The sequence below is a fragment of the Paraburkholderia sp. J94 genome (assembly GCF_905220285.1).
Lineage (GTDB): Bacteria > Pseudomonadota > Gammaproteobacteria > Burkholderiales > Burkholderiaceae > Paraburkholderia > Paraburkholderia tropica_A.
On the sequence record NZ_CAJMZH010000013.1, the window covers coordinates 115,146 to 140,481 of the forward strand.

The following is a 25,336-nucleotide window of genomic DNA, read 5'->3' on the forward strand; positions in this document are numbered from 1 at the left end:
AAGCTCTGTACCTTCAATACCGTGCCGTCATTCGAATATCAGTCTGGGTGAAGTTGTTGAAACAGGACTGGAGAGAACCGGCCAGGCCGGGTCAAGCGCCGCTCAACACACCATGGCCACGCCTTCCCGCAAGTGGGCGTCCCAATACGTGAGCGCCGCAGTTGTCGACCGGTACTCCCCGAAGCCTCACCTCGATGTGGGGCTTCCAGCAGTAGCGTTGGAAACTCATCAGCATGAAATGATTAGTAATGCGATGAAAGATAAAACTATATATTCATAAGGTAAGGAGACGTTGATGAAGAAGCTGCACGTTGCCAGGTCTGCAGTCGCAGCCACCTGTGGTCTGATCTTTGCCGGCGCAGCCCATGCGCAAAGCAGCGTCACGCTGTACGGCATTGTGGATGCGGGTTTGATTTACATGAACAAAACCAACGGGAACAGCGGAAAGCTGGCTGCCTTCAACGACAGTGGCAACATGCCGTCGATTTTCGGCCTGACAGGCACTGAGGACCTGGGCGGCGGCGTCTCGGCGGTGTTCAAGCTCGAAGGCGGTTTCTCCGCCGCGAATGGCAGCTTCAACAACTCCAACGGCAACCTCTTCGGTCGCGACGCATGGGTCGGGATGAAAGGCTCGTTTGGTGAGGTTCACGCCGGCCTGCAGCAATCGCCGTTCTTCATGTCGCTTATTTTCCAGGACCCGCGCAACCTCTCCAACTTCGGCAGTTCGATGCTGTTTCTCGCGACCACCGCGGGCGCAACGAGTATTTTCACCCCGAATGCCATCACGTACACCAGCCCGGTGGTCGGCGGCTTTCAAGGCAGCGCGTTGTTCAGCTTTGGCGGCGTGGCGGGGAATTTCCAGTCCGGTCGCCAGTATTCGGCCAGTCTGAGCTATCACGGCGCAGGGCTCGGCATTAATGCGGCCTATTTCAACGGCAGCGCGGGCGGCACGGTGTCCACGACGCCGTCAACGACGGAGGGCCTGACTGGCGAGCTGATCGGCGCAACCTATACGATCGGTTCGTTCACCGCGAAGGCCTCGTACACGAAGATCAAGGTGGCAGGCGGGAAAAACGAAGATGTCTATGGCGGCGGCCTCGATTACTGGGTCCGGCCGGATATCGACGTGAATACGGGAGTCTGGTACGCGAACAACGCCAATGAATCCGGCAGTCATACCTGGCTGGGATCGATTGGCGCGTATTACTACCTTTCGAAGCGCACGTCGGTCTACGCCCAGTTCGGCATGGTGAACAACCACGGTACACAGGATATCGGTCTTTCGATGGGGCTGGGTAGCTCCACCATGTTCGGCACAACCGGGACAACGACGGGCGGCTCTATCGGGATCACCCACATGTTCTAAGCGGGCCTCCCGGAGAAGGGGCCGCACAAGCCCCCGATCGAGACGATAAACTGTTTAATGGCGGCGGCATGGAGCATGCGCGCCGCCTGTTTCTTTTAGCGAGCACGATACTATGAACCACACAGGCAGACTCGCCGGCAAGACGGCATTGATCACCGGCGCGGGCAACGGCATTGGCCGCGGTTGCGCGGAACTGTTCGCGAGCGAAGGCGCGCGCGTGATCGCCGTGGACTTGAATCGCGAGGCGTTGTCGGGACTCGATCCTTCCATCGAGTTGCATGGCGGCGTCAATCTCGTGAACGAAGACGAAGTCGGCCGGCTCGTGGGCGGTTTGGAGACGCTCGATATCGTCGTGAACGCCGCCGCATTCGCGGACTTCGCCTGGATCGAGGACATGAGTTTCGAAGCGTGGCGGCGCACGTTGACGGGCGAACTCGATATCGTGTTTCTGATGTGCCGCGCGGCCTGGCCGCTTCTGAAGAAAAGCGGCGCGGCTTCAATAGTGAATTTTGCGTCGGCCAATGCGCGGCACGCGCTCGATGGATCGCCGGCGCTCGCGCATTGTGCGGGTAAAGGCGGCGTGCTCGCGATGACGCGGCAGCTTGCGATGGAAGGCGCACCTCACGGCATCCGCGCGAATACGATTTCGCCGGGTTTCATTCTGACCGCCGCCACGCGGGCTCACCTCGCGCGCGATCCTGCGATCGAAGCGAAGGTGCTCGAAAAGAACATGCTGAAGCGTCTTGGGGAGCCGGTCGATATTGCGGAGTGCGCGCTCTGGTTGTCCTCCAACGCGGCACGTTACGTGACGGGCGCGGATTTCGCAGTCGATGGCGGCGCTACGGCGTGGTGATGTGGTGGCGCGCACGAAGTCGTGCGCGAAGTTGTGCGCGAAGTTGTGCGCGAAGTTGTGCGCGAAGTTGTGCGCGAAGTTGTGCGCGAAGTTGTGCGCGAAGTCGTCGATAAAAAAATCGAGGGGCGTCGCCGCCCCTCGATGCATGCCGATCAGAATCCGAAACCGCCGCCGTCCACATTCATCACCTGGCCGGTGACGAAGCGTGCATCGTCGGAAACGAGAAACGCAAGCGCGCCGGTCAGGTCGTCGGGTTCTTCGGTGCGCGGAATGAATTGACGTGCACGCACGGCCTCGAACGCTTCGGGCGGCAGATTCGCCGCGCTGCCCGGATGACGCGTCAATCCCGGTGAGATGGCGTTGACGGTGATGCCATGCGAACCCAGCTCGGAAGCCAATGCGCGCGTGAGCCCGATCACCGCCATCTTGCTGCTGGCATAGGCGCTCATGCCGGGCGGCGGTCCCCACACGGTGCTCGAAGCGAGATTGACAATGCGCCCCCAGCCGCGCTCGATCATGCCGGTGGAAAACGCCTGAGCGAGCAGGAACGGCGCATCCACATTGACGGTCATGATCTGCCGCCACAGCGATGCGCTGATGGCGCTGAGCGGTGCCATCGGCATGAACGCCGCGTTGTTGACGAGCACGTCGACCTTGCCGACTCGCTCGAGCACCGATGCCGCGAAGCGGGCGACGTCCGCCGGGTCGCTCAGGTCGCAGGGCAGGGCGATGGCGCGGCGACCCTCGGCTTCGATGCGCGCGGCGAGCGCGTCGCATGCCGCGACGTCGGTCAGCACGAGCGTGTGCCCGGCAGCGGCGAGGCGCAGCGCGAAGGCCGTGCCCAGGCCCCCGGCGGCCCCGGTGACGACCGCGACGCGGTCGTTGTTCGCAGTGAAAGCTGTCATGTCGAATTCCGTAGATTCAAGTGTGTGCCGTTTCAGATCGGCTCGCGCAGCGCCTGGATCGCGTTGAACATGGTTTGCGTGTGCTCGTCGCGCGAGCCGCCTGCACGTTCGATCTCGCCCAAACGGCCCGAAGCGGACACGACGAGCCGCGCGCGATCGTAGTGGCGGCCCGCGTAGGCGAGCAGCGCGCCTTCGAGCGAGCGTTTGCGGCCCAGTTCGGAGGCGAGCACGAGCGCGCCCTCGACGGCGATGCCCGCGCCCGAAGCCAGATGCGGCGTCGTGGCATGCACGGCGTCGCCGAGCAGCACGATGCGTCCGCGATGCCACGGACCTTCGATCATATGCCCCATGAGCGGCCGGTACAAAACGCGATGGTCCTTCAGCGTGCCGTCGAGCAAGCCCTCGCGCAGTGCGCCGAGCGGCCCTTGGAACTCTTCGAGCAACTCGGCGAGCATTTGCGGCCACTTATCCTGCGTGATGAAATCCATGCCCTCGCGCTTGTCGAGCACGAACAGATAGCTCTGCGTCGCGCTGATCGGATTCAGCCCCGCCTTGGTGGTCTTGCCCATGTAGATCGACGAGTTCTCGCGCAGCCGCGGAACCACCGCGCGCCACGAACCCTGACCCGTGAACTGCGGCCCCGCGAAATCCGGCTTCACGTAGGGGCGAACGGTGGAGTTCACGCCGTCCGCGCCGATCACGAGATCGTAGCGCTTGCGGCTGCCGTCGGTGAACGTGACGTCTACGCCCTGGGCGTCCTGCGCCAGTTTCTCGAAGCTCACGCCAAGACGCACGTCCGTGCCTGCGCTGCGCGTGGCGTCGGCGAGGATGGCGGCGAGGGCGCTGCGCATGATGCCGGCGGCACCGGGCAGATCGTCGGCGCCGTGAGCCGACGCGATCGGCACAGTGGCCGTGAGTTGCCCGCTGGTGTCGCAGAAGTCGACCGCGCGCCACGAACCGCCCACGCGCAGCACGTCATCGACCACGCCAACTTCGCGCAGTGCGCGCAGCGTTGGCCCGCTGATGGTGATGCCCGCGCCGTCGGGTGCCCACTGGGGATTGAGTTCGACGAGATCGACGTCAATACCTTGCCGGCGCAGCAGGATCGCTGCGCACATACCGCCAATTCCGCCTCCGACGATCAGAACCTTCTCGACGAGTGCCATGGTGTCTCCCGGGATTTATCGTTGCTTCTATGTTTGTTTGTGTGCCAGTGGTCGGTACGCTCAGGCGAGCGTTCCGCCGAGCTGTTCGGCCAGCCAGTCCGCAATGCGATTACCGGCGTTCAGCGGATTGTCGAGCGAGCTATGTTCGACGCCGCCTTCGCGTTCGGTGAAGATGAAAAGATCTTTCTTCGGACTATTGATCAATTGATCGAAGGTTTCGTGCGCGTACTTGAGCGGAATCTGGCGATCGTTCTCACCGTGCGTCACGAGAAACGGCACGCGGATGCGATCGAGCACGCCGTTCAGATGCATGTGTTCGGCCTTGGCGAAGAAGTCTTCCTGATCCTTCGCGCCGAATACCCATTGCACGTGCTTCCAGTAATGCGGCACGGGATTTTCGCCTTCGCGCTTCAGGCGTGCCTGCTGCACCGCGCGCCAGTCGTGGTTGGCGCCCCACACGGCACCGCAGGCGAAGCGCGGCTCGAACGCGACCGCGCGCGGGCAGTAATAGCCGCCCAGTGATACACCGAGTGCGCCGATACGGCTCGCATCGACTTCCTCGCGCCGTTCGAGCCAGTCGACGATCGGCGCGGCCCAGATCTCGGTGTTGTGCACGGCTGGGAGTTCCTGCAGGCGCAGGGCCTCGCCGGTGCCGGGCTGGTCAACGAATAGCGCGGAGAGGCCGCGTCGCGCGAACATCGTCCCCATCACGCTTTTTTGCAGCATCTCCTTGGTCGAATCGAGTCCGTTCATCACCACGACTACGGGTGCGCGCTGGCCGGGTTGCAGGCCTTCGGCACGCACGTAAAGTGCGGCGAGATGCGTGTTGCCGTACGGGATTTCCACGCGCGTGCAATTCTCGCGACCCAGCGTGCGGCCGCGTTCGAATTGTTCGAGCGAGCGCCGATAGATGGCGAGCCGGGCCTCGAAGCCGTGTGCCTGCATGCGTTCGGCCACTCCGTAATAGAGTCCTGCGCGTGCGTATTTTTCTCCGGCGGAAAGGGCGTGGCCACGCGTGACATCCTCGTCGGCGAGTGCCGAGAGTTTGTCGGCGCCCGCCTTCCATGCCTCGTAGAACGCGACCGTGCCGGGATCGTCGCCGCCCAGCGCGGCGTCGCGCAGCGGGGCGCACATGGCATCGACCTCGCCGATGTTGCCGCCATGCGTGAGGGCGATCATCGTCGAGAGGCTCCACACGTAATTGGTGGGAAAGTACTGGAACATGGTGGTATTCGTCCGGTAGTGAATCGGTGATTCTGTTTCAGTCGAAGATCGAAGGCAGCTCGGCGGCGATCCACACTTCGCCGTTCTCGACGCGCGCGGGCACTTTCACGAGCGACTGGCCGGCGCACGGCCCCGCGAAACAATGGCCCGTGCGGATGTCGAAATGCGCCGAATGCGCGTAGCAGACGATGTGCGTGCCGTCACCCGAAAGAAAGCGGTTCTGGCGATATTCCATGGGGCGATGTTCGTGCGGGCAGTCGTTGAGCCACACGAATACCTCGTCGCCCTGGCGCACCACGCACAAACGATCGTCGAGGCCTTCGCGCAGCAAACCGCGCGAGCCGCCGTCGGGGATGTCGTCGAGCGCGCAAAGGAAGCGTTCTTCAGCGTGCGCAGTCATGCTTGCGTTGCCTCGTTCGCGCATTTATTCGCCCGGCGCCCATTTGTTGCGGGCCTCGAACAGGAAGATTTGCGAGTTGTCGGCGCCGGGGTCGACGGCGCGCGGGGTCCAGTTGTCGTCGTGCAGATCCATGTCGGCGTCGAACTCGATCGTCGCGCCGAACGGGCTGTTGAAATACCAGAAGTAGTTGCTGCCGAGTGCGTGGCGTCCGGGGCCCCAGAAGCTCTTGTAGCCCTTCTTCACGAAGTTCCAGCCGTGCTGCAGTACTTCGCCCGACGAGCCGAGGTGGAAGGTGAAGTGATTGCAGCCGATCATGTGATCGTTCTGGCTTTCGATCATGAAGAGGGTGTGATGGTCGTTCGTGCCCGCGGGGCGCATGAACGGACCGAGGTGATTGAAGCGGTCGGTCACGGTGAAGCCGAGACGCGCGTAGAACGCTTCGGCTTTCTTCACGTCGTCGACGAAATACACGACGTGCGAAAGCGTGCGCGGCTTGATGATTTCGTCGGGGTTCGCGGCACAGTCGTTGGGCGCGCGGCCCGGCGGCTGGCCGGGCACGTTGAAGCCCAGGTAGCGCGCTTCGTAGGGACGCCGCCGCGTGACCATGAACGCGACGCCGAAGCCCGCGTCGTCCATGCAGTGCACGGTGCCGTCTTCGTCCACGCGCACCTCGCGTTCCGCTTCCAGATGCGCGCGGATCGTGGCGAGCGTGTCGGCGTTATCGACGCCATAGACCGTTTCGCGCAGGCAGGGCGTGGCCGCTTTGGGCGGCAGCGGCGGCAGGCCCGGATCGTCGGCGGCGCGCATCACGAGGCCCGTGCCGTCGAGCGCAGCGAAGACGCCGCCGCGCACGGGGTCGTATTCGACTTCGTCGAGGCCGTAGTCGAGCAGGTACTGGCGTGCTCCCGCCATGTCGTCGATGCCGAAGACGAGGTATTCGAGTCCAACGATCTGCATGATAAGGAATCCTTTTTGTTGGTTGCGCCGCGCGACCGGGGCGCGGCGAAGCCGGGTGTTCAATGGGCGATGGCGCGTTCGATCAGTTGTTCGACGTTGCCGTCGTGACGCAGGCCGAGCTGCTCGGCTTGCGGCGTGTAAAGCGGCGGATAGGCCGCGAACAGCCGCTCGATGAACGGATCGGGCGCATAGGTCACGAGCGCCTTGCGTTCACTGCCGAAGCGCGCGGCCAGGGCGTCGACGACTTCGGCGATGGTCAGGCGCAGCACCGGCATCTGATAGCTGCGCCGCGCGTTGAAGCGTTCCGCGTCGACGGTCGCCGCGTGCAGCAGGTTGTCGACGCACGCGCCCACCGAAATCCACCACGCCACGCCCTCGGGCGAGACGGGCACGGTGAGCGCTTCGTTCGCGGCCAGCTTCCAGAAGAGTTGGCTCATGAACGCCGACATCATCCCCGCACCGTCGCCCGGCCGCGCGACCACGCCCGGCAGCCGCAGCGAGCAGCCCTGGACCCAGCCGAGGCGCGTGGCGTCGGCGACCAGCGCTTCGCCCATCAGCTTGTGCGCGCCGTAGCTCAGCGCCGGTGCGGGCAGGGTGTGTTCGTCGACGAACTCGGGCAGCTTCTCGCCATACACGGCCACCGTGCTGGCGAACACGAAACGCGGCGCACGCGGCTGGCCGCGCAGATCTTCGAGCAGGCCGAGCGTGGCATCCAGATTGATCGCGCGGCCGAGTGCGTAGTCGCGCTCCGCGGCGCCGCCAGGAATGCTCGCAAGATGGAACACGGCGTCGACGGGCGAGGCATACGCCTGCGCGCGAATCTGCGCATCGGCGATGCTGCCGGCGATCTGATTGACGCGTGAATCCGTGGGCGCGGCGTCGAAGCCGATATCGAGCAGCGTGAGCTTCGAAACTGCGCGCCCGCCGAGGCCATCAGCAAGCAGCCGCTTGACGAGCGCGCGCCCCACGAACCCTTGCGCGCCGGTGACGACGACATGGCTCATTCTTCGGCTCCCTTGCGAAACGGCAGCGTGGCGAGGAAGGCGAGACGCGAAGCGCCGAGCATCTTCAATCCGGCACGCGCCGAAGCGGCGTCGAGACGGGCTTCCATCGGCATGGTGCCGAAGCTCTTGCCCTTGATGACGAGTTCGTTGCCCACGCGTTCGAGCGACTCCACGTGCATCAGTTCTTCGTCGGCGGGACCGCGCAGCACCATGCCTTCTTTCTTCGGCGCGTGGCTGCCCGCGCCGTTGGCCGTGGCGGGCACGCCGCTGTCCTGGCGCGCGCCCTTCGCGACGCTGCCGAAGTCCATGCCGAGTTGTTCGAACATCCTGATCGCCGTGGCGCGTCCCGCGCCGTACACGCCGCCGCCCGGATGCTGGAACGGCCCCGCGAGATAGAGGCGCTCGACGCCGGGCACAGTGAACTGGCCGAGATCGGGCGTCGGGCGATGGCCCGCGCTTTGATAGAAGTAGGGCGCCACGCCGTGCAGGTCGCCGCGCATCATGCTGTTCGGGCTCGAACGTTCGAGATCGACGGGACTCACGATGCTGCGCGCGACGATGTTCTCGCTCGTGAGGTTCGACACGAACTTGCGATAGTGCTCAAGCGAGAGGTCGCCGATCTCTTCCTTGAATTCGTCCCAGTGACGGCCGGCCCAGCGCGGGTCCTTCACGCTGTACGGCGCGAACGTGATGCCATGGAACATGCCCTTGCCCGCGGGCACGCGCGTCTTGTCGCCGATGCTTTCGTCGCCGCCCGCGCACAGCCGGCGCTCGGTGATGAGGCCGCGCTTGAGGTCGTCGAAGTCGGCGAGCATGTCGTCGAGCTTGTCGGTCGCCATGAATTCGAGCATGGTGGCGTAGCCGACTTCCTCGCCCGCGTAATAGCGCGCGTTTTCCTTGAGATCGTAGTGGCTCACCATGATCGAGAAGGGCGCGAGCGTGGCGCGCTCCGCGCGCTTGAGCACCGGCTCGGGAACGCCTTCCACGAAGCGGCGGATCACGTGCGGATGAAGCGCGCCGATCACCGCGTCCTTCGCGAGTATCGTTTCGCCGCTCGCGAGCTGCACGCCGCTGGCGCGCCCGGCGCTCGTGAGAATCTTCGAGACTTCCGCGTTGCAGCGCACTTCGCCGCCATACGATTCGATGCAGCGCACGAGCGATTCCGTGAGCTTGCCGCTGCCGCCAATGGGCTGCGAAACCCCATACGTGTGAATGATGCCCGGCATCAACAGCACACCCATGCCGGTGCCGAGTTCGTTGGGCGCCTGCAGGTTCTCGCTCACGAGGCGCAGCAAATGAATCTTGATCTTGTCGCTCTCGTAGAGTTGATTCACGAGATCGAGGCAGTCGCGATTCATGTAGTCGAGCATGAGGCGGCCTTCGTCGCTGCGGTCGAGCATCGCGACGAGTTCACCGAGCGGCGGCGGCGGTGAGTAAAGGCCCGGCATGAACATCTGCAGAACCTGCTGGCTCATCTTCACGAATTCGCGGTACGTGTCCGCGTCTTTCTGCGAAATCTTCGCGAAGCATTCGCAGGTCTTGTCGATGTCCTTGTAGGTGAACAGCACCGACTGATCGGGAAACACGGTCGCGTGCGGCACCGGCGAATAGTGGTACTTCAGGCCGTGTTCCGAAAGCAGGCCAAGCTCGTCCTGGCGCAGCATCGGATTGCCCTGAATCATGATGTGCACGCTCGAATGCTCGTCATGCCAGTAACCCGGCGTGTTCAGTTCGCGCGTGCTCACGCCGCCGCCCGCCCATGCCTTGCGTTCGAGCACGATCACTTTCTTGCCCGCCTTCGCGAGATACGCGGCGGCGACGAGGCCGTTGTGACCCGCGCCCATCGCGACGATATCGTATTGCTCGCTCATGCCTTGCTCCCTGCCTGTTCTGCCGATGTTTGCTGATTCACGTAAGTCGCTTGCACGAAGCGATGATCGATGGCGCCGAAGATCGACTGCTGGTCCGGGCCCTTCATTTCGAAGCGCAGGCGTTCGCCGAAGCGCAGCCACGGCGTGCGCGAATCGCCGTGGTCGAGTGTTTCGATGGCGCGTTGCTCGGCGAGGCACGCGGAACCCGTCGCCTGATAATCGACGTTGGAAAACGTGCCCGAGCCGAGCAGCATGCCCGCGCGCAGATTGCGGTTGTAAGCGATGTAGGCGATCAGCTCATGAAAACCGAAACTCATTTCGCGGCCGTTCGGCGCGCCGAAACGCACGCCGTTGCGCGCGACTTCCAGGTCGAGCTGCACGCGGCCGTCGCGCCATGCTTCGCCGAGTTCGTCGGGCGTGACGGCCACGGGTGCGAACGCCGTTGCGGGTTTCGCGAGAATGAAGCCGAAGCCCATGCCGAGTTCGCGGAAGAGGTGCTTGCGCATGCTCACGTCGTTGAACAGCGTGACGAGGCGCACGTGTGCGAGCGCGTCGTCGGCGCGCGTGCCCATCGGCACGTCGCCGAGAATCACGCCCACTTCGCCTTCGAAGTCGCAGTTGTCGGCTTCGTCGGGGAAGGCGTAATCGTCGTGCGGGCCCGCGAAGTCGTCGGCCTGGCGCTGGATCAGCACGGGAATCGACGGGTCCGATTTCTTCTCCGGGTGATACGCCTGCGTCATGATGCGGCCGTGATTGAGGAAGGCCGAAGCGTCGATGAACTGATGCGTGCGCGGCAGCGGCGCGGTGCAGGCGTGCGCGTCGAAGTCGAATGCCTGGGCAGCCTCGCCGTTGTTGAGCGCGTCGTAAAGCGCCTGCAAGGCCGGTTCTGCGCGCGTCCAGTCGTCGAGCGCGGCGCGCAGCGTCGGGGCAATCGCGCTTGCGCGAACCGCACGGAGAAGATCGCGCGAGACGACGATCAGGCTGCCATCGGGATGACCGGTGTTGAGCGACGCGAGTTTCATGTGGGCTGTCTCCTTCGTTGTCTCTTGAGTGTTGTCTTTTTTAACGCAGCGGCCGGCCGCCGTCGACAGGCAGCACACAGCCGGTGGTGAAGCGCAGGTCGCGCGCGGCGGCCAGCACGGCTTGCGCGATTTCCTGCGGATCGGCCAGGCGTCCGAGCGGGGTGCGCGCCGCCTGCTCGTCGCGCCATGCGGTGTCCATCGACTTGACGAACTCGGTGTCGACGAGTCCCGGCGAAACCGAAACCACGCGAATTTGCGGGGCGAGCGCGCGCGCCAGCGATTTCGTGAGGTTGTCCAGCGCCGCCTTCGACGCGCAATAAATCACATTGCTGCCCATGGCCGTTTGCGCCGCGATCGACGAGATGTTGACGACGACCGCGCCGCCCGCAAGCCCGCTTTTGTCCAGCAGCGGACGCAGCGCGCGCACCATCGCGAAGGGGCCGCGCACGTTGGTCGCGAGCACGTCGTCGATGAGGGCGTCGTTCATGCCGTCGAGGTCGTCGTGCGCGACGAAGCGCGTCGTGCCGGCGCAGTTCACGAGCACGTCGCAGCGGCCGTAGTGCGTGGCGACGGCATCGGCGAGACGGGCGAGCGCGGCGCTGTCCGTCACGGGCGCGGCGAGCGCGCGATGACCCGCGCCGTCGAGCTGCGCGACGAGCGCTTGCGCGGCTTCGGCCGAGCTGCGATATCCGGCGACGACGGCGCAGCCGGCCTGCGCGAGCGTGCGGCAGATCTGCTCGCCCAGGCCGCCCGTCGCGCCGGTCACGAGCGCGACCGGGCGCTCGCCTGAAAGGGTGGTGAAATTCGTCATGCGGGTTCTCAAGCCGGGGTGGCGCGCGTGGGTTGCCAGTGTGCGAGCGGCAGGCCGGGCACGGGCGAGCGGAACGTCGCGAGCGTGGTGCCGCCGAGGCTGCCGAGATACACCGTGCGCAGGTCCGCGCCGCCGAACGTGATGCTCGCCATCATCGGTGCGAGCGAGCCTCGGCATGCGCCCATCAGTTCGGGCGTGGTCGTGCCGTCGCGGTAGTGGGTTTCGTAGCGCGCGATCGCCTCGGGATTGCCGTCGTCGAGCAGCGTGAGCACCTCGCCGTCGGGCGTGAGCGCGATGAGTTTTTCGTTGAGGATGAGCGTGATCCAGAGATTGCCGTAAGCGTCGAACGCGAAGCCATCGGGAAAGCCGCCGAGATCGGACGGGCCGTAGATCTCGCGATCGGTGAGCGAGCCGTCGTCCTGCACACGCAGGCGCGAAATGCGGCGCGCGTTGGTTTCCACGACGTAGAGCCATTCCTCGTTCGCGTCGAGCCGGATCTCGTTGGTGCCGACAAAGCCGTCCGCGACGATGCGGATGCCATGTTCGTCGATCAAGCCCACGTAGCCGTCGGCGGTCTTCTCGTTGATCGAGCGCGTCCACGGCACCTGGCGCGTGGTCACGGTGAACCAGATGCGCCCGCGCGTATCGGTGAGCACGAAATTGGTCTTGCCGAGCGGCTCGCCGTCGATGCGGTCGTAGAGCGTGCGCGAGGCGCCGTCGCGCGTCATCAGTTCGATGGCGTCGGTGCCGAAGTTCGCGATCACGATATTGCCGTCGCGGTCGAAGGCGAGGCCGTTGGGCAGCGTGCCGCCCATCATGAGTTGCGCCGCGTTCTGCGAAGAAGGCTGACCGGCCCGCTCATGTTCGCCGCGTTGCGCAATCAGCGTCTGCGTGCCATCGGGCGCGATTTTCATGACGCCGCCGCGCGCGTCGGCGGTCCACAGCGTGCCGTCCGGTTCGGCGAGAATGCATTCGGGGCGCAGCAGGTCCTTTCCCATCCACTGGATGTCGTTGCGGCTGACCTGCCAGCCGTGAAGCGGATTATGCGAAGTCGTCATGAGAACGTGTGTGCGTCAGCCAGTGAAGGAAAGATTGAGTAATAAGCCGGCGGGCAAGGACTTCGGCGAATGAAATCAGCGCGCGGCGCGATCGGCGGCGAACGGTTCGAGCAACTCGATCAGATTGCCGGCCACGTCGCGAATGAAGGCCGTGGGATTGCCGTCCACGTTCAACTCGTACGCGATATCGGCGCCCGCGCCACGCAGCGCAGCCACGGCGGCGCGCACGTCGGGGACTTCGAAGCACATATGCTTGTTGCCGTGCGTGCGCAGATCGAGGTTCGGCTCGCGGCGATCGTCCGGCAGCGGCGCGGCGCCCGGCACTTCGAACAGCTCGATGCGATAGTGATCGCGGCGCGCGAAGGCGATCCGTGCAGGAATCTTTTCGATGTGGAGCTGTTGTTCCAGCGTGAAGCCGAGCATGCGGCCATACCAGTCCACTGCGGCGTCGAGATCGGGCACGCTGATGCCGAAATGATGGGGTCGCAACGCAGGCAGCAGCGGCTGCGTGTGTTGCGAAGGCAGGCTCGACTCGTGATGCTCCATGCCAGACAGTGTCTGCATAATGGGTGTCTCCGGCTGTGTGCCGGGCCGCTGCGCGTGGCGACGTCCGGCATTCGTTTGAATGCCCTTACTGTAGGGCGATTCAATTGTCGAAACCATCAATTCCTAGTGGAAACACGCATTGATGCGATCGGATGCTCGCGGGATAGTGCGCCCATGAGACTGGGTCACTTCGACATGAATCTGCTGGTTGCGCTCGATGCGCTGCTCGACACGCGCAGCGTCACGCGCGCAAGCGAGCGGCTCCACATCGGCGCGTCGGCAACGAGCAGCGCGCTGGGACGTTTGCGCGAATATTTCAACGATCCGCTGCTGATGCAAGTGGGGCGGCGCATGGAACTCACGTCGCTTGGGCGCAGCCTCGCCCAGCCGGTGCGGGAGATTCTGCTGAGCGTGCAATCGACCGTGGTCGCGCGGCTGGAGTTCGACCCCGCGCAGGCGCAGCGCAACTTTGTCATTCGGGCGTCCGATTATCTGACGACGGTATTGCTCATCGATGTGGTTCAGCGGCTGCAACGCGAGGCGCCCGGCATCACGCTGCACATCGCCAACATGACCGACGACGTGCCCGAGCGGCTGGATCGCGGAGAACTCGATCTCGTCATTTATCCGAGCGTGTCGGTCGATCCCGACCATCCCTCGCAGGCGCTGTTCGAAGAGACGTATAGCTGCGTGGTATGGGAGGGGAATCCGCTCGTGGGCGAATCGCTCACGCAGCAGCAATATAGCGAGCTGGGCCACGTCGCCGCGACGTTCGGCGACAGCCGCAGCGCGAGCGTCGAAGGCTTCCTGCTCGCGAGCCGCGGCATCACCCGCAGGATCGAAGTGACGACCACCAATTTCAGCACGTTGCCGCAACTGGTCCTCGGCACGACGCGCATCGCGACGGTGCTCACGCGGCTGGCGAAAATCTACGCCCACTTTTTGCCGCTGCGTGTCTTGCCGCTGCCGATGGAGTTGCCGCCGCTCGTTGAGATGATGCAGTGGCATGCGATCAACGACGGCGACCCCGCGCACGTATGGCTGCGGCGCGTGCTGCTGGAGCAGGCGCAGGCCAGTGCGCAATCGCCCGGCGCGGCGCTCGGGCAACGCGGCTGACGTGCGCTCGACATTGATTCGGCTGCGTTGATTCGACGACATCAAATGGTCTTGTCGACGCAATCTGATTGTGTCGTAACGTCGCGGCCGGAATCATTCGTCTCACACAAACGGGAAGTTCGCGCGTCGCCCGTGCAGCGTAGCGTGCCCCACTTCAGATAAAACGGAGACGATTTCATGCATGTCCAGACAGAACGGCGCACGGGTGCGCCGGCCAACCGGGAAGCGAACGTTTTTCATGCGTTCATCCTGCTGAGTACGGTGATTTGCGGCACGCTCGCGCCGACCGTGATCGGCCCGGTGCTGCCCGAGATGCAGCGGCATTTCGCCGATGTGCCGGGTATCGAAACGCTGGTGCCCGTGGTGGTGACGATGCCGATGCTCGTGCTCGGCGCGCTGGCGATGGTGATCGGCGCCATCAGCGACAAGGTGGGGCGCAAGCGCGTGCTGGTCGGCTCGCTGGTGCTGTATGCCATCGCGGGCACCGCGCCGCTTTATCTCGACTCGATCCACGCGATTCTCGCGAGCCGCGCGCTGGTCGGTCTCGCCGAGGCCGCGGCGATGACGGTGAGCACGTCGTTCATCGGCGACCTGTTCACGGGGTCGCGACGCGACCGCTATGCGGCCTTGCAGATCACGGTCGCCTCGACCTCGGCCTTCGTGTTCAACCTGATGGGCGGCATGCTGGGCGCCTATGGGTGGCGCGCGCCGTTCGTTGCGTACGCGCTGCCGCTGCTGCTCGCGCCGCTCGTGCAGATCTTTATCTGGGACACGCGCGCGGCACTCACCGAAGCCCATGCGCGCGCCGCTGCCGACGAGCCCGTGTTCCGGCCCTGGCTCCTCGCGCTGATCTGCCTCGCGGCATTCGGCGTGGGGCTCGTGTTCATGATCGTGCCGGTGCATCTCTCGTTCATGCTGGTCCAGCTCGGGGTGCATTCGACGAGCGCGATCGGCTTCGCCTATGCGGTGAACAGCGCGGCCATCATCGTCGGTACGCTCTGCTTCGGCTGGGTGCTCGCCAGCCGCTGCACGGTGCTGCAGCAGTTCGTGCTGGGCACGCTGGTGTGCGGGCTCGGGTTCGTCTGCATGGGCACGGCGCACGACGAGACGATGCTCACGGTGGGTGGTGCGATCAATGGCGTCGGCTGCGGTATCGTGCTGCCCGCACTGGTCAGCTGGGGACTGCGCTCGCTGCCGTTCTCGCGGCGCGGGTTCGGTACGGGCGCCTTCACGGCCGCGCAGTTCATCGGCTACTTTTGCAGCCCGATCATCGTCATGGGCATGGTCATGCACTCGGGTTCGCGCTTTGCGGTCGTGCAGACCTGGGGGATCGCGCTGTTCGTGCTCGCGGCTGTGTGCCTGGCGGTGCCGCTGCTGCGCGTACGTCGCCTGAAACTCGGCTGAGCGAGAGCGGGTTGGCTTGGACCCGCCAGACTCATAGCTCACTGAGAACTCACTGAAAAGGGGCCCGGAGCGCGAAAGCGCGACGGGCCCCTAGGCATTTAAGGCAACCGGAACTCGACGGCGTTCCGGTGCCGTGGGATGGAAGGTCGCTCAGTCTTCGCGCCAACGAAACAGCGGCGCGATGAGCGTGCGATCGCGATCGAGCACCCGGCGGTAAACCTCCGGCGCGTCGTCGGGAGCGAAGGGCGTATCGAGGAGATCGCCGATGTCGACGACTCCGGCTTCCACCAGCCGCAGGTAAGTGCGGGTGCTCTGGCGCGCGAGCGTCGGCTGACTGTTCACATAGCCGCCGATCAGGTGCAGGCCTTTGCCGAAGATGGCCCCGTAATCGAGGCACATGGAACCGGCGTAGCCCGTGGAGAGTATGACGGTGGCCCCGGGCGCGGCGGCGCGTAGCGCGGTGTTCGTCCCGGAGACGTGGCCGGAGAGGTCGATCATGCGGGAGAGGCCGCCGGTGCGTTCGAGCCATGCCTGTAACGCGGGCTCGTCGGCCGGATCGAGGGCTTCCGTGGCACCGGCGGCCAGGGCCGAGGCGAGGCGCGACGGCACGAGGTCGAAGGCGACGATAGGCGAAGCCCCGGAAGCGCGCGCGAACTGGACCGCGAGATTGCCGATTGGCCCCTGGCCCACGATTCCTATGGAGTCCGATAGTTCGACGTGCGCGAGCTTGACCATCATCGCTGCGGTCTGACCGAGGATGAAGAAGGCGGCTTGTTCGAAGGACACGCCATCGGGAATCCGATCGACGTCCGAAGCGCGTGTGAGGGTATGCGCGGCGTGCGCGCCGATCGGGCGGCCGAGATGGTCGAAGCCCGAGACGATGCGGTCCCCGGGCCTGAAATGCTCGACGCCTTCTCCAACGGCTACGATGCGCCCCACGCGGGAATAACCGGGAACAAAGGGGAAAGTCGTTTCCAGCACATGATGCGATTCGTCGCTCGACAGCCATTCGGCTTCGGTTCCGGGGCTCACCGCGCTGAGGACATTCTCCACCAGCACTTCACCGGGGCCCGGCTGTCCGATTTCCACTTCCTGCAGTTCGACGGCGCGAGGGCTCGTCCAGACGATGGCTTTTGATTTCACTTTTCCTGCGTCTCCTGGCATCGACAAAAAGTCCGGGCGCGGGACGCAGGTGAAGCGGGCTTGACGAGCGTCCCCGCGCAATGGGGCTAGAGGCCTCCGAGGGCCACGTATTTCATTTCGATGTAGTCATCGATTCCGTATTTCGAGCCTTCGCGGCCGAGTCCCGATGTCTTGACCCCGCCGAAAGGCGCGACTTCCGTCGAGATCAGGCCTTCGTTGACGCCGACCATGCCGAACTCCAGCGCTTCGGTGACGCGGAAGACGCGGCCGATGTCACGCGTATAGACATAGCTGGCGAGGCCGAACGGCGTGTCGTTGGCAAGCGCGATGACTTCCTCTTCGCTCTCGAAACGGAACAGCGGCGCCACGGGGCCGAAGGTTTCGTCACTGAAAATCTCCGCATTGCGCGGCACATCGGTGAGCACGGTCGGTTCGAAGAACGTGCCGCCGAGTGAGTGGCGTTGGCCCCCGGTCGCGATCCTTGCGCCTTTCGCGACGGCATCGGCAATGTGATCTTCGACCTTGCGAACGGCCTCCTCGTTGATGAGCGGGCCTTGCACGACACCGGCTTCGAGTCCGTTGCCGACCTTGAGGCGGGCGGTTTCCTCCGCGAGTCGCTGCGCGAACCGGTCGTAGATGCCGGACTGCACGAAAAGACGGTTGGCTGCGATGCAGGCCTGGCCGGTATTGCGGTACTTCGCGGCGAGTGCGCCCTTGACGGCGGCTTCGAGGTCGGCGTCGTCGAACACGATAAACGGCGCGTTGCCACCCAGTTCCATGCTGGTTTTCTTGATCGTGGGCGCGCACTGCGCGAGCAGTTGCGCGCCGACTTCCGTCGAACCGGTGAAGGACAGTTTGCGTACCGTGGCGCTCGACGTGATTTCCGCGCCGATGGCGCGCGCGGAACCCGTGACGATATTGCAGACACCCTTTGGAAGACCCGCGCGCTCGGCCAGCACGCCGAGCGCCAGCGCCGATAGCGGCGTCTGGCTGGCCGGCTTGATGACGCCCGCGCAGCCGGCCGCCCAGCCGGGGCCTGCCTTGCGGGTGATCATCGCCGAGGGGAAGTTCCACGGCGTGATGGCCGCGAAGACGCCGATCGGCGCCTTCTGGACGAGAATGCGGCGGCCTTCGGCGTTGTGCGGAATGATGTCGCCGTACACCCGCTTGGCCTCTTCGGCGAACCATTCGATGAATCCCGCCGCATACAGGATTTCGGCGCGGGCCTCGGCAATCGGCTTGCCTTGCTCCGCGGTCATGATGAGCGCGAGATCGTCGATGTGTGCGTGCATGAGATCGAAGAGCGTGCGCAGCACCTGCGCGCGGTGCCTGGGGAGCGCCGCGCGCCAGCCGCGCATGGCGGCCTCTGCCGCCGCGATGGCGCGCCGGGTTTCCGCGGCGCCTCCGTTGGGTACGCGCGCCACCAGCTCGCCCGTTGCCGGGTTGCGCACGTCCAGCGTCTGGCCGTTGTCGGCCTGCACCCAGGCGCCGTCGATCAGCATGGCCTGGCGTAGAAGGTCCCTGTCTTTCAGGGGCAGCAGAGCAGCTTGGGTCATGGCGTGCTCCGTCATTCGGGATGACGGCCGACGAAGAACGCCTCGTCGGGATCGCTCGTGGGATTCAGTCCCGACGCTTCCTGACCGCGCCGCAAGGCCGCCATGTCGCGCGAATAGAGGCGGGCGGTGGGATGGCGCAGCGGGCCGCCGTTATAGCCCTGGAGCCAGCTTTCGTATTTCCACATCACCCGGTTGATCAGGCCGTTGCCGCCCTGCGGCACGCTGCTGAACGCCTTGCGCGCCGCATCGAGGCGATAGAACCACTGCGTCGCTTCGTCGAACTTGCCTTCCTGCACGAGGTTGAAAATTTTGGGCAGCGCAGATCCGTAGTACGCCGAAAAATTCGTGCCGCAAAACTGGATGGGGATGATCTGCGAAAGCGGGATGTACTCCCACTCGATCGGCAGGGAAATCACGACTTCCTTGTGAAACGCCCGGTGCACTTCGATCGCCGACATGATGTGGGGCATGCCGCCTTCGGCCTTGATCGCGACGACATTCGGGCAGTCGTCGATGAGCCGGCGCAGCAACGGGATCGGCAGGTCGGACGGATGCAGGCGCGAGAAGCCCCAGGTCGGAATGGGGAACAGCATGACCGCGAGATTCGTCGCATCGCACAGCGCGCGCGTGTAGTTGTACACGTCTTCGTACGACTGCGGATAAAAGAACGGCGGATAGCCGAGCAGCACGAGTTCCGCACCCGCGGCTTCGGCGCGCTTCACGGCCTCGATATTGTCTTCGAGCGTGTTGAAGACGGCCTGATGGACCACGAAGATGCGCCCGTTCGCCTGCTCGACCATGACGCGGGTGAATTGCTCGTATTCGTCGGGCGTGACCGCCACTTCCGAGCAGGCCAGCGCGCCCGCAAAGCCGTGACCGATGGTGGTTTCCACGTCGTGCCGGATGGCCTTTTCGTTCAGGCGCTTGAAGTCGGACGTCATCGTCGGGATCACGACGTTGGCGACGCCGCGCAGATGTTCGCGCGCCCATTCACGGGCTTCGTGGCGATGATAGCGAGCCATGAGAATTTTCCTCTTTCAGTGTTTGGTTTCGAAGGCAATCGGCAGCGGCGTAGCGAGTCCCGCTTCAAGCGCCTTGCTCAGAATGAGTTCGGCAACGACGATGTCCTGAAGGCCGCCGCCGACCGACTTGAAGAGGGGCGCCCTGGCCGCTTTCACCCGTTCGTCGTGTGCGCCGCTCATGAGGTCCGTGAGGCTGAGGGCTTTGTCGTGGAACGCGATGCCCGCGTGGCGCGCGGCGATCATGTCGCCCGTTTGTTCGAGCACTTCTTCGAGCATGTCGCCGACGATCAGGTCGCTGCGCTCGACGACCGACACGTCGATTTCGCGCTGTTCGGGAACGGTCGATCCGATCGAGACGACCACGCTGCCGGGTTGAAGCCAGTTGCCGTACAGGATCGGCTGCTCGTCGCGCGAACGTGCCGCGGCGAGGACGAGATCGGCGCCCTCGACGGCTTCCTGCGCGCTCGCGGCGCTCCGGCAGGGCACGCCGAGATCCTGCGTCATGGCCTGCGCGAAGGCCTCGCGCCGGTCGGCGGACGGGCTGAATACGGTGACTTCGGCGAGTTGCCGCACGGCGGCGAACGCGCGCGTGTGCATGGACGCCTCCAGCCCGCTGCCGAGCACGGCGAGACGCAATGGGCGTTGCGGCGCGAGGCGGTCCAGCGCGGCGGCGGAGGTCGCCGCCGTACGGAATCCCGTGATCTGGTTGGCGTCGACGAAAGCCGCGAGACGGCTGGTTTCCTGATCGTAGAGGACAACGACATATTCGACGCCAGAAGACGGCGAGCGCGTGGCCATGCCCATGAGCTTCGCGCCGTAGTAACGGCCGCCCGGCGGAATGGCGGGGAGCGTGCGCAGCCATGTGCCGTCTGCGCGGGCGATGGTGCGCGGCGGCGTGGCGCCGGTTGCGAGGGGCTGGCTGTAGGTCCGCTGGATTGCGCGGATGGCGTCTTCCCATCGGAAGACGGCGCGGGCGGCATCGCCGGAAACAAACACCGGAGATGGAAGGGCTTGAGTCATTCGGCAGGTTCCTTGGTAGGCGGTCACGGCAGCGCGCGGGCACGCCGGATTGCGACGATCGCGGGCTAGGGCTCGAAACTCCGCATGCGCCCCGGAACATCTCCTGCGGGCAGGTCGTCGACTGGATCATGCGAAGTTTGTGACATGCTAATAACGATATTGATGCGTGTCAATCGTGCGTTTGATTCGTTTGGGTGGCGTGCGCCGGGATTGCGCTCTGTCCCTGCGCGAGGCCGGGCCGGGCGGCCCGTCAAGGCGCCCGCAGGCGGAAGGGTTCATTTGCTGCCGCTGAATTGATTCGTTAAAATCGGCGGATTGACATCAGGCAATCGGCCAGAAGAATCATGGAACGGACAATTGATGACGACGTGCTCCGGCTGCGGGAGTACGTCGAGAAAGCGTCGGTGAGCGACAATCCGCGCCTGCCGCCCGAGCCCAAGCTCGGGGAGATGCTCGGGGTTTCGCGCGGTCGATTGAGGACGCTGCTCAAGCGGCTGGAAGATGAGGGCTTGATCTGGCGTCACGTTGGCAAGGGCACCTTTGCCGGGCCGCGTCAGACGAGCGTCGACGACCAGGCGCTGGCCGCGACGATCAGCGTGGATCACATCATGGACGCGCGCTTGCTGCTCGAACCGCAGCTCGCCGCGCAGGCGGCCATCCATGCCACGCCCGCGGACCTGGCCGCGATGGATCAGTGCATCGACGAAATGTCATCGGCGACATCGTTTCTGCAATGGAAGCGGCTGGACGACAAGCTCCATCGGCTGATCGCCGCGGCAACCCACAACGCCGTGTTGCTGATTCTTTACGACGCGCTCCGGTCCCAGGTGAAGCTGACGCTCGATGTCCGGTTCGAAGAGGTGTATGGCGACGCTGCCGGGCCGTTGGAGGCGACGGGAGACGAGCATCGTTCGTTTATCGACGCCATCAGGACGCACAATCCGGTCAAGGCGCAACAGGCCATGCGCGCGCATTTGAATTCGGTGCGAGACAGCCTTTTCGGCCTGCAATAGGCGACGCTTCAGGCGCGCTTTGGCCGAGCGCGCGAGCGCGAGTGTGAGTGCGAGCGGTCCGGGTGCCCGGGAGATGCCGCTGCCGCAGCGTCAGGCAGCAGCCATCGCTCCGCGGTGTCCTGGAGATCCCTCATGAACGCGTCGTCCGGGTAAGGCACGCCGATGTCGAGCGCGCTCGGGGTCGCGATGCGGGCCACGAGCGCGGCGAAAATCACGCGGAAGCAGGCGTCGATCCGCTCGGGGTCTCGAAGCGCCGTTGGATGTTGCAGGACGAGGTCGCGGAACCAGGCGGCGGTATCCATGCGTGCCTGTTGCGTTCGCGCGGCGACCTCCGCATCGGCTTCGGCGCGAAGGATCACGGGGCGTTGGAAACGCTCGTGCGCGAAGGTCGTCAGCACGATCGCCGCAACGGCGTTGCGCACGATCGCCTCTGGCGAGCCCGCCGTGAGCCGGGCGCGCGTTGCCTCGGTTTCTTCGCGGACCTGGCGAAAGCCATGTTCGAACACGGCGAGAAAGAGCGCCTGCTTGGTGCGCACGCGCGCGTAGATGGCGGGCGGATTGACGCCCGCCCGTTCGCAGATGGCGGCAATCGTGAAGCCCTCGTAGCCGGCTTCTTCGAGGATCGCGACGCCCGCATCCAGGATCCGCTCCCAGGCCGCATGGGTGCGCTCTTGCTGCGGGGGATGGACTTGAAGTTCTTCGGGGGCGTTTGTCACGGAGCGTTGTTCGGAAGTGCGGGCGGAAGCCACGGCCAGCATGGCCAGATTCGAATCGTGGCAAGAATGCGGCGATTCGGCGGGTTTTGCAACTGTGTTTTTGCCGGGTTTTTACCGGTCTGATTCTCGCGCGAGAGCAGAGCGTGAGGCGGCGTGTCCAGCCGCCTCACGCAACGACGAAAGCGCCTCAGGCGTGCCGCAGCCCGGCCGGCCAGATGCCGTGTCGGCCGGGGTTGATCAGGCCTTGCGGATCGACGGCGTCCTTGATCCGCTCGACGAACCGGCGGTACGCGTGATCGCCGAAACCATATTGCTCCTGCGCGAGATCCATGAAGTGCAGGTGCGCACGGTATTCGCCGTAGCCGATCTTGCCCGCTTCCCGGACCAGATCCTGCATCGCCTGATAGCTCGCGGCGGTCGACGCTTCGTCGTTGATATCGAACTGGACACCGGCGACGCTCACGAGTGAGCGAGCGTTGACGACGATGAGGTCGGCGGTGTGGTCGATGCCGTGCCGCTCGAACTCGCCGCGCATCCAGCGCTGCAACTCGTAGACCTTTTCGCCGGTCAGCGGCGCCACGGGGGCAAAGCTCATATGGCCGCCGTGGTCGCCGCCGTACCAGCCGCCCATGTCCTTCCAGTCCAGGTTCGGCACCCCGGCGTAGACGCGATCGGACGGGTCCGGCAGGTTCGCCCATTCTTGCGGACCGCTCGTCGTCGCCCGGATGCTGCAATCGGGAATGGCGCCGAATGCCTTCTCCACTTTCTTGAGTTGCAGGGCGTTTACCGCCTCGTCACCATAGAGCGCGAACCGGAGGTGCCATCGGCCGATGCCGATGCGCGCGGCAATCGCGTCGATGGCCGCGTCGGGGATCGGCAGCGCGGGGTCGCCGTCGTACCAGTGATCGCGCTTCGCGATGGTGGAGGCGATCAGCAAGGTGTTCAGGATGCAGGGCACGCCGTCGATCGTGCCGTCCAGCCGCAGGCGCCGCAGGATGTCGACGAGGGGAATCAGGTCTTCGTCGCGCTTGACGTCGACGTGCACGTGCGTGATGACTTCCGGCTTCGGCATGAGCCATATGCCGAGTTTCGTGACCACGCCGAAGTTGCCTTGCATAAAGAGCGGCTCGATCGTCGGGCCGAGGCTGCGCCTGTAGAGATTCCAGGATTCATTGCCGTCCATCGCCCCCATGCCCGTGCGCAGCAGGCCGCCGTCGGCGGTGACCACTTCGAGGCCGCACACGGCCTGGAAGTCGCGGCCGTACGGGAGGTAGGTGAGGCCATTGTCCTGCGAGTTTCCGCCGAGGCTGCCCCAGCCGAGGTCGGGCACCGACACCATGAGATTCGCGCCGGCGCTTTCGATCGCGTCGTACATGTCCTGGAACGACACGCCCGGCTCGACGAGCGCATAGCCCAGTTCTTCGTCGATCTTCAACACGCGGTTCATCCGGCGGAAGTTGATGGTGATCCCGCCGGACACGCGCGGCGCAGCGCCCCCGTAGCCATTGTTGCGTCCCTGGCCCTGCGCCCAGACCGGCACGCCATGTTGCGCGGCGATCTTCACGATGGTCTGCACGTCCTCCGCCGAGTCGGGCTGAACGACGCCGGCCGTGGCGAATGCGTGCCAGGCGGTCGGCTGGAAGGGGTCGCGAAACTCGCCGCCGTCGCCGACGATCACGCGCTCGGCGCCAAGCGCCACCGTCATCGCCGCCAGAGCCGCCGCGACGGCGGAAGGCTCGGCAGTGGTGCCGCGTTCAGGAATGAATGCAGGGGTTGCGACGCTCATGGCTCTTGTCTCCGTTGTTGGTTATGGCGCTCGACAGGCGCTCCCGGAAAACCATAGCGTATACTATGGTTCTGCACAATTCGCTTCGCGCGACGATCGTTCGATCGATATCGATCTGCATGACTAATTATTTTGGGTCGTGCGCTCCACGAGTCTCAATCCCGTGGCCGGGTTTGGCGGCCACAACCGGTGACCGCCAGGCGACCGCATCAAAACGCGGTCTTGGGGAAAGCACCGATCATTTGCACACCATTTGCATAAACGATTGCGCTAAATTTTCGGCCAATCGCAGCGATACGCCAGCGGAAGCGACAACGCTCGTCACACGTTCACGGGCATCCTCGTCGACGTCCAGAAGGACGTGCCCTGCAAAACACACGGATCGAATCGTAGCGACGGGTCTCGCCGCACTGGATGAGCGCGCAACCGCAATCCGTGCGAGCGTTTCTCGAAGTGCACGCAGCACGCCGTTCGAACACCGGGGCGCGGCCCCGGCAGGAGCCAGTCACATGATTCATGCGTTGTACGACCTGCGTGGCAAGCACGCTCTCGTGACGGGCGCGTCGCGCGGCATCGGGCTTGCCATCGCGCGAGCGTTGGGGCAAGCCGGCGCGAGCGTCGTCATAGCCAGCAACGACGCCGCCGAGGGTGAGGCTTGCGCCAGGACGTTGCGCGAGGCAGAGGGCATCGACGCCGAATTCTGCTTTCTCGACGCGGGCGAACGAGCCAGCGTCGAAGCGATGTGGGCGTACGCGGTGCGAGCGCGCGGCGCGATCGATATCGTCGTGTGCAATGCGGGCGTGGCGCCCCATTTGGGACCGCTCGTCAGCGCCAGCGACGACGCGTGGACGACGACGATGAACGTCAACCTGCATAGCGCCGTATGGCTCGCGAACCTGGCCGCGCCGGCCATGGCGGCGCGCGGCGGCGGCAGCATCATTCTGACGTCGAGCATTTCGGGCGTGCGCGGCAACAAGGCGATCGGCGTGTATGGGGTGTCCAAGGCAGCGGTCGCGGCGCTCGCGCGCAACCTCGCGGTGGAGTGGGGGCCGCACAACGTGCGCGCCAACGCGATCTCGCCCGGCATGATCGCCACCGAGTTCGCGAGGCCGCTGCTCGACAACGCCGAAGTGCGCGAACGCCGCATGCTCGCGACACCGCTGCGCCGGCCCGGTACGCCGGAAGAGATCGCGGGCGTGGCATTGATGCTGGCTGCACCGGGCGGTGCCTTCATCACGGGCCAGAACGTGATTGTCGACGGTGGCACAACGATCAGCGACGGAAATTGATAAGGAGTACGGATATGGACAGGGAGGCGCACGAGTCACGCCATGTCAGGCGCTTCGTAACCGGCAGCCGTGCAGACGGAAGCTCCTA

At 64.9% G+C, this 25,336-nt stretch carries 23 protein-coding genes; 6 read left to right on the forward strand and 17 right to left on the reverse strand.

Annotated features, from left to right (window positions below):
- Positions 1-295: 295 nt before the first annotated feature.
- Both U4Y88_RS26220 and U4Y88_RS26225 read left to right on the forward strand, forming a co-directional pair.
- Complete coding sequence (locus U4Y88_RS26220; protein ID WP_224015162.1) at positions 296-1,366, forward strand: porin; 1,071 nt, start codon at positions 296-298, stop codon at positions 1,364-1,366.
- A gap of 112 nt (positions 1,367-1,478) precedes the next feature.
- The gene (locus tag U4Y88_RS26225) at positions 1,479-2,219 is read left to right on the forward strand and encodes an SDR family NAD(P)-dependent oxidoreductase (RefSeq protein WP_321787390.1); all 741 of its coding nucleotides are present in this window, start codon (positions 1,479-1,481) and stop codon (positions 2,217-2,219) included.
- Positions 2,220-2,371: 152 nt separating this feature from the next.
- Here the strand turns inward: U4Y88_RS26225 and U4Y88_RS26230 are convergent, their stop codons facing one another.
- The 11 genes from U4Y88_RS26230 to U4Y88_RS26280 all read right to left on the reverse strand — a co-directional run bounded on the left by U4Y88_RS26230 (position 2,372) and on the right by U4Y88_RS26280 (position 13,201).
- A complete protein-coding gene (locus U4Y88_RS26230) occupies positions 2,372-3,124 on the reverse strand; it encodes an SDR family oxidoreductase (RefSeq protein ID WP_321787392.1) in 753 nt (250 codons plus the stop codon).
- Positions 3,125-3,156: 32 nt separating this feature from the next.
- The gene (locus U4Y88_RS26235; RefSeq protein ID WP_321787394.1) at positions 3,157-4,290 is read right to left on the reverse strand and encodes an FAD-dependent oxidoreductase; all 1,134 of its coding nucleotides are present in this window, start codon (positions 4,288-4,290) and stop codon (positions 3,157-3,159) included.
- Between the two features lie 60 nt (positions 4,291-4,350).
- Positions 4,351-5,514: an alpha/beta hydrolase family protein gene (locus U4Y88_RS26240; protein WP_321787396.1), complete on the reverse strand. Its 1,164-nt coding sequence runs from the start codon at positions 5,512-5,514 to the stop codon at positions 4,351-4,353.
- Between the two features lie 37 nt (positions 5,515-5,551).
- The gene (locus tag U4Y88_RS26245) at positions 5,552-5,914 is read right to left on the reverse strand and encodes a Rieske (2Fe-2S) protein (protein WP_321787398.1); all 363 of its coding nucleotides are present in this window, start codon (positions 5,912-5,914) and stop codon (positions 5,552-5,554) included.
- Positions 5,915-5,938: 24 nt separating this feature from the next.
- Complete coding sequence (locus U4Y88_RS26250) at positions 5,939-6,871, reverse strand: VOC family protein (RefSeq protein WP_321787400.1); 933 nt, start codon at positions 6,869-6,871, stop codon at positions 5,939-5,941.
- 59 nt (positions 6,872-6,930) lie between these two features.
- The gene (locus U4Y88_RS26255; RefSeq protein WP_321787402.1) at positions 6,931-7,875 is read right to left on the reverse strand and encodes an NAD-dependent epimerase/dehydratase family protein; all 945 of its coding nucleotides are present in this window, start codon (positions 7,873-7,875) and stop codon (positions 6,931-6,933) included.
- Positions 7,872-9,746, reverse strand: coding sequence for an NAD(P)/FAD-dependent oxidoreductase (locus U4Y88_RS26260; RefSeq protein ID WP_321787404.1), 1,875 nt, complete (start codon positions 9,744-9,746; stop codon positions 7,872-7,874). Before U4Y88_RS26260 ends, U4Y88_RS26255 begins: the two co-directional genes overlap by 4 nt.
- Positions 9,743-10,768: a fumarylacetoacetate hydrolase family protein gene (locus U4Y88_RS26265; RefSeq protein WP_321787405.1), complete on the reverse strand. Its 1,026-nt coding sequence runs from the start codon at positions 10,766-10,768 to the stop codon at positions 9,743-9,745. The genes U4Y88_RS26260 and U4Y88_RS26265 overlap by 4 nt, the downstream gene beginning before the upstream one ends.
- 40 nt (positions 10,769-10,808) lie before the next feature.
- Entirely contained in the window at positions 10,809-11,579 is a 771-nt protein-coding gene (locus tag U4Y88_RS26270; RefSeq protein WP_224015137.1) for an SDR family NAD(P)-dependent oxidoreductase, read from the reverse strand.
- An 8-nt stretch (positions 11,580-11,587) separates the two neighbouring features.
- Positions 11,588-12,637 carry an SMP-30/gluconolactonase/LRE family protein gene (locus U4Y88_RS26275; protein WP_321787407.1) on the reverse strand — a complete coding sequence of 350 codons (1,050 nt, stop codon included), beginning with the start codon at positions 12,635-12,637 and terminating at the stop codon, positions 11,588-11,590.
- Positions 12,638-12,712: 75 nt separating this feature from the next.
- Positions 12,713-13,201 (reverse strand): VOC family protein, encoded by a 489-nt coding sequence (locus U4Y88_RS26280; protein WP_310632727.1) that lies wholly within the window; start codon positions 13,199-13,201, stop codon positions 12,713-12,715.
- A 156-nt stretch (positions 13,202-13,357) separates the two neighbouring features.
- On the opposite strand from U4Y88_RS26280, the gene U4Y88_RS26285 reads away from it, so the two are divergent.
- Together U4Y88_RS26285 and U4Y88_RS26290 are read left to right on the forward strand one after the other, a co-directional pair.
- Positions 13,358-14,299: a LysR substrate-binding domain-containing protein gene (locus U4Y88_RS26285; protein WP_321787409.1), complete on the forward strand. Its 942-nt coding sequence runs from the start codon at positions 13,358-13,360 to the stop codon at positions 14,297-14,299.
- A 177-nt stretch (positions 14,300-14,476) separates the two neighbouring features.
- Positions 14,477-15,703 carry an MFS transporter gene (locus U4Y88_RS26290; RefSeq protein WP_321787411.1) on the forward strand — a complete coding sequence of 409 codons (1,227 nt, stop codon included), beginning with the start codon at positions 14,477-14,479 and terminating at the stop codon, positions 15,701-15,703.
- Positions 15,704-15,853: 150 nt separating this feature from the next.
- Here the strand turns inward: U4Y88_RS26290 and U4Y88_RS26295 are convergent, their stop codons facing one another.
- The 4 genes from U4Y88_RS26295 to U4Y88_RS26310 all read right to left on the reverse strand — a co-directional run bounded on the left by U4Y88_RS26295 (position 15,854) and on the right by U4Y88_RS26310 (position 20,471).
- Entirely contained in the window at positions 15,854-16,846 is a 993-nt protein-coding gene (locus tag U4Y88_RS26295; RefSeq protein ID WP_321787413.1) for a zinc-binding alcohol dehydrogenase, read from the reverse strand.
- A gap of 86 nt (positions 16,847-16,932) precedes the next feature.
- Positions 16,933-18,348, reverse strand: coding sequence for an NAD-dependent succinate-semialdehyde dehydrogenase (locus U4Y88_RS26300; protein WP_321787415.1), 1,416 nt, complete (start codon positions 18,346-18,348; stop codon positions 16,933-16,935).
- A gap of 65 nt (positions 18,349-18,413) precedes the next feature.
- Entirely contained in the window at positions 18,414-19,424 is a 1,011-nt protein-coding gene (locus U4Y88_RS26305; RefSeq protein WP_224015126.1) for a dihydrodipicolinate synthase family protein, read from the reverse strand.
- A gap of 15 nt (positions 19,425-19,439) precedes the next feature.
- A complete protein-coding gene (locus U4Y88_RS26310) occupies positions 19,440-20,471 on the reverse strand; it encodes an ornithine cyclodeaminase family protein (protein ID WP_321787417.1) in 1,032 nt (343 codons plus the stop codon).
- A gap of 317 nt (positions 20,472-20,788) precedes the next feature.
- On the opposite strand from U4Y88_RS26310, the gene U4Y88_RS26315 reads away from it, so the two are divergent.
- A complete protein-coding gene (locus U4Y88_RS26315) occupies positions 20,789-21,457 on the forward strand; it encodes a FadR/GntR family transcriptional regulator (RefSeq protein WP_321787419.1) in 669 nt (222 codons plus the stop codon).
- Positions 21,458-21,465: 8 nt separating this feature from the next.
- Here the strand turns inward: U4Y88_RS26315 and U4Y88_RS26320 are convergent, their stop codons facing one another.
- Positions 21,466-22,215, reverse strand: a complete 750-nt coding sequence (locus U4Y88_RS26320; RefSeq protein WP_321787421.1) for a TetR/AcrR family transcriptional regulator — start codon at positions 22,213-22,215, stop codon at positions 21,466-21,468.
- A 145-nt stretch (positions 22,216-22,360) separates the two neighbouring features.
- Positions 22,361-23,959, reverse strand: a complete 1,599-nt coding sequence (locus U4Y88_RS26325) for an FAD-binding oxidoreductase (protein WP_321787423.1) — start codon at positions 23,957-23,959, stop codon at positions 22,361-22,363.
- Between the two features lie 509 nt (positions 23,960-24,468).
- Here U4Y88_RS26325 and U4Y88_RS26330 point away from each other — a divergent pair.
- Complete coding sequence (locus U4Y88_RS26330) at positions 24,469-25,248, forward strand: SDR family NAD(P)-dependent oxidoreductase (protein ID WP_310634089.1); 780 nt, start codon at positions 24,469-24,471, stop codon at positions 25,246-25,248.
- Positions 25,249-25,336: the final 88 nt, after the last annotated feature.

Bases quoted from the DNA above. Each gene is read 5' to 3' on its own strand.
- U4Y88_RS26220 (WP_224015162.1), top strand. From the start codon at position 296: ATGAAGAAGCTGCACGTTGCCAGGTCTGCAGTCGCAGCCACCTGTGGT.
- U4Y88_RS26225 (WP_321787390.1), top strand. From the start codon at position 1,479: ATGAACCACACAGGCAGACTCGCCGGCAAGACGGCATTGATCACCGGC.
- U4Y88_RS26230 (WP_321787392.1), bottom strand. From the start codon at position 3,124: ATGACAGCTTTCACTGCGAACAACGACCGCGTCGCGGTCGTCACCGGG.
- U4Y88_RS26235 (WP_321787394.1), bottom strand. From the start codon at position 4,290: ATGGCACTCGTCGAGAAGGTTCTGATCGTCGGAGGCGGAATTGGCGGT.
- U4Y88_RS26240 (WP_321787396.1), bottom strand. From the start codon at position 5,514: ATGTTCCAGTACTTTCCCACCAATTACGTGTGGAGCCTCTCGACGATG.
- U4Y88_RS26245 (WP_321787398.1), bottom strand. From the start codon at position 5,914: ATGACTGCGCACGCTGAAGAACGCTTCCTTTGCGCGCTCGACGACATC.
- U4Y88_RS26250 (WP_321787400.1), bottom strand. From the start codon at position 6,871: ATGCAGATCGTTGGACTCGAATACCTCGTCTTCGGCATCGACGACATG.
- U4Y88_RS26255 (WP_321787402.1), bottom strand. From the start codon at position 7,875: ATGAGCCATGTCGTCGTCACCGGCGCGCAAGGGTTCGTGGGGCGCGCG.
- U4Y88_RS26260 (WP_321787404.1), bottom strand. From the start codon at position 9,746: ATGAGCGAGCAATACGATATCGTCGCGATGGGCGCGGGTCACAACGGC.
- U4Y88_RS26265 (WP_321787405.1), bottom strand. From the start codon at position 10,768: ATGAAACTCGCGTCGCTCAACACCGGTCATCCCGATGGCAGCCTGATC.
- U4Y88_RS26270 (WP_224015137.1), bottom strand. From the start codon at position 11,579: ATGACGAATTTCACCACCCTTTCAGGCGAGCGCCCGGTCGCGCTCGTG.
- U4Y88_RS26275 (WP_321787407.1), bottom strand. From the start codon at position 12,637: ATGACGACTTCGCATAATCCGCTTCACGGCTGGCAGGTCAGCCGCAAC.
- U4Y88_RS26280 (WP_310632727.1), bottom strand. From the start codon at position 13,201: ATGCAGACACTGTCTGGCATGGAGCATCACGAGTCGAGCCTGCCTTCG.
- U4Y88_RS26285 (WP_321787409.1), top strand. From the start codon at position 13,358: ATGAGACTGGGTCACTTCGACATGAATCTGCTGGTTGCGCTCGATGCG.
- U4Y88_RS26290 (WP_321787411.1), top strand. From the start codon at position 14,477: ATGCATGTCCAGACAGAACGGCGCACGGGTGCGCCGGCCAACCGGGAA.
- U4Y88_RS26300 (WP_321787415.1), bottom strand. From the start codon at position 18,348: ATGCTGATCGACGGCGCCTGGGTGCAGGCCGACAACGGCCAGACGCTG.
- U4Y88_RS26305 (WP_224015126.1), bottom strand. From the start codon at position 19,424: ATGGCTCGCTATCATCGCCACGAAGCCCGTGAATGGGCGCGCGAACAT.
- U4Y88_RS26315 (WP_321787419.1), top strand. From the start codon at position 20,789: ATGGAACGGACAATTGATGACGACGTGCTCCGGCTGCGGGAGTACGTC.
- U4Y88_RS26320 (WP_321787421.1), bottom strand. From the start codon at position 22,215: ATGCTGGCCGTGGCTTCCGCCCGCACTTCCGAACAACGCTCCGTGACA.
- U4Y88_RS26325 (WP_321787423.1), bottom strand. From the start codon at position 23,959: ATGAGCGTCGCAACCCCTGCATTCATTCCTGAACGCGGCACCACTGCC.
- U4Y88_RS26330 (WP_310634089.1), top strand. From the start codon at position 24,469: ATGATTCATGCGTTGTACGACCTGCGTGGCAAGCACGCTCTCGTGACG.